Raw genomic sequence first — 6,797 nt, 5'->3', positions numbered from 1 at the left:
ATCGTGCTTTTCATTTTTCTGGGGAACCCTCAGCCCTGTGGGAGAGGGTTAGGGTAAGGGCATCAGGCTCTGCAGTCGTTGAAGAATGATATGCAACACTTCCTCTTCGTTAACGCGAAACTCATTATTCCAGAACCGTACGACTTCCCATCCGTTGGTATTTAAAAACTCGGTACGATGCGAGTCATATTCCTCTTTATCCTGATGTTGCCCCCCATCCAGCTCAACAATTAGCTTTGTCTTAATGCAGGCAAAATCCACGATATACGCACCAATCGGCATCTGACGGCGAAACTTATACCCAAAGAAGCGACGACCTCTGAGTAAATACCAGAGGCGTATCTCTTCGGGCGTCATTTGTTTGCGGAGTTGTTTTGATTTTTCCATCCCCACACTCTGCCAGCCTTTCCCTCAGCTGGCAGAACGGGATGCAAAATCCTGAATCAGCCTTCAGATTCTTCGGCGAGGAACAGCTCAAGAAGGGAGTTTAAGAACAGTTTGCCGTGCTCGGTGATCTGCCAGTATTCCTCACATTCCGTGAGATATCCCTGTGCCAGCGCCTCGTCAATTTGTGGGCGAATCACGGTTTCCGGCAACCCGGTATAAAGGGCAAACTCTTTACGCGGCGCGGCTTCCAGCAGGCGGAAGCGGTTCATAAAGAACTCAAACGGCTTATCCACCGCCTCGACATCGTGCTGACGTTCGAGATAACGACCTTCCATATACCCGCGCGGATGGCGCGTTTTTGCGGTACGCAGGATACGCCCGTCAGGGAACGTCACTTTACCGTGCGCGCCGCAGCCAATGCCCAGATAGTCGCCAAAGCGCCAGTAGTTCAGGTTGTGCTGGCACTGGTAGCCCGGCTTCGCATAGGCCGACGTTTCGTACTGCTGATAGCCTGCGGCGGTCAACAGTTGATGGCCCTGCTCGAAGATATCCCACAGCGCATCGTCATCCGGCAGCACCGGCGGACGAGAGCCAAACAGCGTATTGGGCTCGATGGTCAGCTGATACCACGAAAGATGCGGCGGGTTCAGGGCAATCGCCTGACGCAAATCGTCCAGCGCCTCTTCCAGCGACTGATCCGGCAGGCCGTGCATCAGGTCGAGGTTAAAACTGCGCAGACCCAGCCCAGTAGCCAGCTTTGCCGCCCGCTTCGCCTCTTCCGGGCCGTGAATACGCCCCAGTCGTTTTAACTTCGGCTCGCTAAAGCTCTGCACGCCGATGGAAATCCGGTTCACGCCCGCCCGCTGATACTCGACAAAACGGTCGGCCTCAACGGTACCGGGGTTGGCTTCCATCGTAATTTCAGCATCCGCTGCCAGATTCAGGCGCGCACGCACGCCGTCCAGCAGCGTCTGCATCGCCGGGCCTGACAGCAGGCTCGGCGTACCGCCACCAATAAAAATGGTCTTCACTTCACGTCCCTGTGCGTAAGGTACATCGGCATCCAGGTCGGCCAGCAGATGCGCAACGTAATCATCGTGCGGCACTTCACCTTTCAGCGCATGCGAGTTGAAATCGCAGTACGGACATTTCTGCACGCACCAGGGGATATGAATATAAAGACTCAGAGGCGGCAAATTAGCCATTACGCAGGGCTTCCAGTAACAGTTTCAGGGCGCGTCCTCGGTGGGAAATCGCGCTTTTCTCTTCGCGGGTCAGTTCCGCAGCGGTTTTGCCCTCAGTCGGGACAAAGAAAATCGGATCGTAGCCAAAGCCGCCGTTACCGGTGGCTTCACGGGTAATCACCCCCGGCCAGCTGCCGTGGCAGACGACAGGCGTGGGGTCTTCAGCGTGACGCATATAGACCAGCACGCAGTGGAACTGCGCGGTACGCTGTTCGTCTGGCACATCCTTCAGGGCGACAAGCAGCTTTTCCAGATTCTGCTGGTCGGTGGCGTCCACGCCTGAATAGCGGGCAGAGTAAATGCCCGGAGCACCGCCCAGAAAATCAACCGCCAGACCGGAATCATCGGCAATCGCGGGCAGGCCGGTGACCTGTGCGGCATGGCGTGCTTTCAGGATCGCGTTTTCGATAAACGTCAGGCCGGTCTCTTCGGCGGACTCCACGCCCAGCTCGGTCTGCGCCACCACATCCAGCCCAAAATCATTTAATAGCGAGGCCAGCTCGCGCACTTTACCGGCGTTGCCGGTAGCGAGAACAACTTTCTGCATCGTTTTATCCTGTTAAATCAGAGCCGCGACTTCCGTCGGGATGGATTGCGGATTAAGGATTTTTACCTGTTTATGCCGCCCAAGTTCACCCTTTTCTATGATGACCTGGCTTTTAGCAACGCGAAACTGTTTTGCCAGATATTTGGTCAGATGCGCATTTGCCTGGCCATCTACCGGTGGGGCGGTGATGGCGACTTTTAACTCGTCGCCATGCAGTCCAACAATATTGTCACGGCTGGCTTTCGGCTGAATATACAGCCGTAAAACCAGCCCATCAGCGCAGGTGCTTACTGCACTCATAGCGCCATCCACAGCCCCGGCAGCAGCATATCGCCCGTGGACTGTAACAGCTCGGCAATGCCCATATTAACGACATACAGCAGCAGAACCAGGATCATCGGGGCAAAGTCGATGCCGCCCATTGACGGGAGCAGGTTGCGGATAGGGCGCAGCAGCGGTTCCGCCAGCTGAATCAGTGCATATTCCACCGGGCTGCGGCCCTGGCTGACCCAACTCATGATGGCCATGACCAGCAGCACCCAGAAGATCAGCAGACCGATGGTTTTAATCAGGATCAGGACGGCAGCAATCCAGATGATCGGCTGGAAGGTGATGACCATAAACAGCACAATCGCTTTGATAACGCTCAGAATAAACGCTACCAGCAGAGATGCGCTGTCAATGGGGCCCATCGCCGGAATAATACGGCGCAGCGGCCCCACAACAGGTTGGGTGATTTTCACGACAAACTGCGAGAACGGGTTATAAAAATCACAGCGGGCCCACTGCATCCAGACGCGCAGCAAAAGCGCCATCGTATACAGCTCAATGACCGTTGAGAGCAGGAAAGTCAACGTCTTCATGGCGTTCCTCAGGTTTCCTTATTATTGGGTGTAGTCGCGCGCACCGAATATTGCCGTGCCGATGCGCACCATAGTGCTGCCTGCCGCGATGGCGGCTTCCATATCATCCGACATGCCCAGAGAAAGCGTGTCTACCGTTTCGTAGCGCGCTTTAAGCGCCCCAAATGCTACAGCCATTTGCTGTGCCACGGCAAACTGCCTTTCATAACTTGACTCAGGCGCCGGGATTGCCATCAAACCGCGCAGGGTTAAGCGCGGCAGTGCGGCCACTTCAGCCGCCAGCGCATCCAGCTCGCTCAGCGCAATGCCGGACTTGCTGTTTTCATCACTGATGTTGATTTGAATCAGCACGTTAAGCGCGGGCATCTCCGCCGGGCGCTGATCGTTCAGACGTGTGGCAATGCGCAGACGGTCGATGGTATGGCACCAGTCAAAGTGCTCTGCCACCAGACGGCTTTTATTCGACTGCAGTGGGCCAATAAAGTGCCATTGCAGGCCGGTATTCCCCTGCTCCTGGAAATAGCGAATTTTATCCACGCCTTCCTGCACGTAGTTTTCACCAAATGCACGCTGGCCTGCATCAATCGCTTCTGCGATGGCGCTCGCAGGCTTGGTTTTGCTCACTGCAAGTAACGTAATTTCTTCTGAAGCACGGCCGCAACGTGTTGCTGCGGCTGAGATTTTGTCCCGGACCTGTGCCAGGTTATGCGCAATGTTGTTCATTTTCCGAGGAGTAATGTATGGATGTGGAAGAAATTGTGGCCCTTAGTGTAAAGCATAATGTCTCCGATCTACACCTGTGCAGTGATTCGCCACCGCGCTGGCGCAGAGTAGGCCGCCTTGAACCGGCTCCCTTTCTCTCTCCCGATGTGGATGCGTTACTTAAAACGTGGCTCAACGATGAGCAGCAGGGGGCATGGTGGGCAAGCGGGCAGGTGGATTTTGCCGTGACCCTTACGGGAAACCAGCGTCTGCGCGCAAGCGCCTTTAAACAGATGAAGGGCAACTCCATCACGCTACGCCTGTTGCCCCGGGCCTGTCCGCAGCTCTCCGCCCTGGGTGTTCCCCGGGCGATCCCGGAACTCTTATCCCACCACAGTGGGCTGATACTGGTGACGGGGGCAACCGGCAGCGGCAAATCTACCACCCTTGCGGCAATGGTGGATTTTCTTAATCACCAGACGGATGGGCATATTCTGACGCTGGAAGATCCGGTGGAGTTTGTCTATCAGAGCGAACGTTGCCTGATTCAGCAGCGAGAGATCGGCCTGCACAGTCCCTCATTTGCCGAGGCGCTGCGCGCTGCGTTGCGTGAAGATCCGGATGTCATCCTGCTGGGAGAACTGCGCGACAGCGAAACGATCCGCCTGGCGCTGACGGCCGCTGAAACCGGGCATCTGGTGCTGGCGACGCTGCACACGCGCGGTGCCTCTCAGGCGATTGAACGGCTGGTCGATACGTTCCCGGCGCAGGAGAAAGACCCGGTGCGTAATCAGCTGGCCGGCAGCCTGCGGGCGGTGCTGGCGCAAAGACTGCTTCCCGACCTGCAGGGTGGGCGCGTCGCGCTGTATGAACTGCTGGTGAATACGCCAGCGGCAGCGAACCTTATCCGCGAAGGTAAAACGTGGCAGTTGCCCGGGATTATTCAAACCGGTCAGCAGGCGGGGATGCAGAACTTTGACCAGAGCTTGGCAGAGCGACGGGCGCAGGGGCGGTTGTAGGCCCCGGCGCTCAGTAACCCTGTTCGAAATAGCTTTCGAGGATAATGACGGCAGAAGCCGAATCGACGCTGCCTTTGTTGAGTGCGCGGAAACCCCCGTGCTCAAACAGGCCGGCACGCGCTTCGACGGTACTCAATCGTTCGTCGTGGAGTTTCACGGAAACGCCAAAGCGACCGTGGATTTTATTGGCAAACTTACGCGCGCGGGCGGTAAGCGGCTGTTCAGTGCCATCCATGTTCAGCGGCAGACCGACAATCACATCGTCTGGCTGCCACTCTTTGAGCAGACGCTCAATGAGGTTCCAGTCCGGTGTGCCGTCGTTCGCCTTAAGGGCCGTGAGCGGGCGAGCGGTGCCGGTGATACGCTGGCCGACGGCGACGCCAATGCTTTTCGTGCCAAAGTCGAAGGCCAGAAGTGTGCCGCTCATTACGCGTGCCCCGCTACGCCTGGCATGGTCAGAATATCAATGCCAATCAGTTTCGCCGCATCACGCCAGCGATCGGCGATAGGGGTTTTAAACAGGATATTCATATCCGCAGGTGCGGTGAGCCAGGCGTTATCCAGGATCTCCTGTTCAAGCTGACCCTTCTCCCAGGAGGCGTAACCCAGAGCCACCAGCACTTCGGAAGGCTGCTCTGCGGTGCCCAGCGTTTCCAGCACATCGCGGGAGGTGGTGATTACCGTGTTGTCAGAGATACGAATACTGGAAGAGAAAATGGGCGGCGTATGCAGGATAAACCCGCGATCCTCTGCAAGGGGGCCACCCAGCATTACCGGTTTATCAAGACGGATTTCCGGCAGGCGCGCTTCAGCTGTAATTTTCAGCTTTTCCAGAATCCCTTCAACCTGCAGGTTTTCCAGCGGTTTGTTGATGATAATGCCCATCGCGCCGTCTTCATTGTATTCACAAATATAAACCACGGAGCGGCGGAAAATCGGGTCCTGGAGAGCAGGCATGGCAATAAGAAAGTGATGCTGTAAATTCATTGTCAGAGGTACTGTTTCCTGGTTTAAAAAGCGACAGCCCCAGTATGCGGACAAACCGGGGTGCTGTCACTAATAGTATTGGTAAGTTATTTCTGGAGACGTTTTTCGATGGCGTCCATCAGCATTCCGGTGATCGAGACCGGGAATTCCGCTTCAATTTCACGAATGCAGGTCGGGCTGGTAACGTTCACTTCGGTCAGACGATCGCCAATGATATCCAGGCCAACAAAGATCAGGCCTTTGGCTTTCAGCGTTGGGCCGACGCGGCGGGCAATTTCCCAGTCGCTTTCGGTTAACGGACGCGGTTCACCACGGCCACCGGCCGCCAGATTGCCACGGGTTTCGCCCCCCTGCGGGATACGTGCTAGGCAGTAAGGCACGGGTTCACCATCCACGATCAGGACGCGTTTATCGCCATCTTTAATCGCGGGCAGATAGTTCTGTGCCATGCAGTAACGCGTACCCAGTTCGGTCAGCGTTTCGGCAATCACGCCGATATTCGGGTCGCCTTCTTTTACGCGGAAAATAGACGCACCGCCCATGCCGTCCAGCGGCTTCATGATGATATCACCGTGCTTCTGCCAGAATGCCTTAAGCTGTGTTTTGCTGCGGGTCACCAGCGTTTCCGGCGTCAGATCGGAGAACCAGGCGGTGTAGAGCTTCTCGTTGCAGTCGCGCAGGCTCTGCGGTTTATTGACGATAAGCGTCCCTTTTTCTTCTGCGCGCTCAAGGATATAGGTGCAGTAGATGTATTCGGTGTCGAACGGAGGATCTTTACGCATCAGGATGACGTTGAGATCGGCGAGCGCAATATCCTGCTCGCTGCCGAATTCGTACCATTTGTCGTAATTCTGCTCGACGTTAACGATGCGGGTGCGTGCGCGGGCTTCACCGTTGATCAGATAAAGATCGTTCATCTCCATATAGTGGAGCTCATAGCCGCGACGCTGCGCTTCCAGCAGCATGGCGAAGCTGGAATCTTTCTTGATGTTAATGTTTGCGATGGGGTCCATCACGATGCCGAGCTTGATCATGTTCTTCTCCGTTA

The 6,797-nt window shown here is 56.0% G+C and carries 10 protein-coding genes; 1 reads left to right on the top strand and 9 read right to left on the bottom strand.

The annotated features are described in order from the left end of the window. Window positions 1–48: 48 nt before the first annotated feature. Genes HX884_RS15295 through HX884_RS15270 form a run of 6 tightly spaced genes read right to left on the bottom strand, consistent with a single transcriptional unit; the run spans window position 49 to window position 3,764 of the window. A complete protein-coding gene (locus tag HX884_RS15295; protein ID WP_178328437.1) occupies window positions 49–387 on the bottom strand; it encodes an endonuclease domain-containing protein in 339 nt (112 codons plus the stop codon). Between the two features lie 56 nt (window positions 388–443). Next, the gene (hemW, locus tag HX884_RS15290) at window positions 444–1,592 is read right to left on the bottom strand and encodes a radical SAM family heme chaperone HemW (protein WP_020687055.1); all 1,149 of its coding nucleotides are present in this window, start codon (window positions 1,590–1,592) and stop codon (window positions 444–446) included. Further along, window positions 1,585–2,178, bottom strand: coding sequence for an XTP/dITP diphosphatase (locus tag HX884_RS15285; RefSeq protein ID WP_058680986.1), 594 nt, complete (start codon window positions 2,176–2,178; stop codon window positions 1,585–1,587). Before HX884_RS15285 ends, hemW begins: the two co-directional genes overlap by 8 nt. A 12-nt stretch (window positions 2,179–2,190) precedes the next feature. Continuing rightward, complete coding sequence (gene yggU, locus HX884_RS15280; protein ID WP_013098668.1) at window positions 2,191–2,478, bottom strand: DUF167 family protein YggU; 288 nt, start codon at window positions 2,476–2,478, stop codon at window positions 2,191–2,193. Further along, window positions 2,475–3,041, bottom strand: a complete 567-nt coding sequence (locus tag HX884_RS15275; RefSeq protein WP_178328436.1) for a YggT family protein — start codon at window positions 3,039–3,041, stop codon at window positions 2,475–2,477. Before HX884_RS15275 ends, yggU begins: the two co-directional genes overlap by 4 nt. Before the next feature lie 21 nt (window positions 3,042–3,062). Beyond that, on the bottom strand, window positions 3,063–3,764 hold the full coding sequence (locus tag HX884_RS15270; RefSeq protein WP_023620785.1) for a YggS family pyridoxal phosphate-dependent enzyme: 702 nt from the start codon (window positions 3,762–3,764) through the stop codon (window positions 3,063–3,065). A gap of 17 nt (window positions 3,765–3,781) precedes the next feature. On the opposite strand from HX884_RS15270, the gene HX884_RS15265 reads away from it, so the two are divergent. Then, window positions 3,782–4,762, top strand: a complete 981-nt coding sequence (locus HX884_RS15265; protein WP_178328435.1) for a type IV pilus twitching motility protein PilT — start codon at window positions 3,782–3,784, stop codon at window positions 4,760–4,762. Window positions 4,763–4,772: 10 nt separating this feature from the next. Here the strand turns inward: HX884_RS15265 and ruvX are convergent, their stop codons facing one another. From ruvX to gshB, 3 genes are all read right to left on the bottom strand, one after another. Next, on the bottom strand, window positions 4,773–5,189 hold the full coding sequence (gene ruvX / locus HX884_RS15260; RefSeq protein WP_006811925.1) for a Holliday junction resolvase RuvX: 417 nt from the start codon (window positions 5,187–5,189) through the stop codon (window positions 4,773–4,775). Continuing rightward, entirely contained in the window at window positions 5,189–5,749 is a 561-nt protein-coding gene (locus tag HX884_RS15255) for a YqgE/AlgH family protein (RefSeq protein ID WP_013098664.1), read from the bottom strand. Before HX884_RS15255 ends, ruvX begins: the two co-directional genes overlap by 1 nt. Window positions 5,750–5,835: 86 nt before the next feature. Further along, the gene (gene gshB, locus HX884_RS15250) at window positions 5,836–6,783 is read right to left on the bottom strand and encodes a glutathione synthase (RefSeq protein WP_023620782.1); all 948 of its coding nucleotides are present in this window, start codon (window positions 6,781–6,783) and stop codon (window positions 5,836–5,838) included. Window positions 6,784–6,797: the final 14 nt, after the last annotated feature.

The organism is Enterobacter sp. SECR19-1250, assembly GCF_013391025.1.
In the GTDB taxonomy this organism is placed as follows: domain Bacteria; phylum Pseudomonadota; class Gammaproteobacteria; order Enterobacterales; family Enterobacteriaceae; genus Enterobacter; species Enterobacter cloacae.
This window is presented reverse-complemented; position numbering and strand designations above follow the sequence as displayed.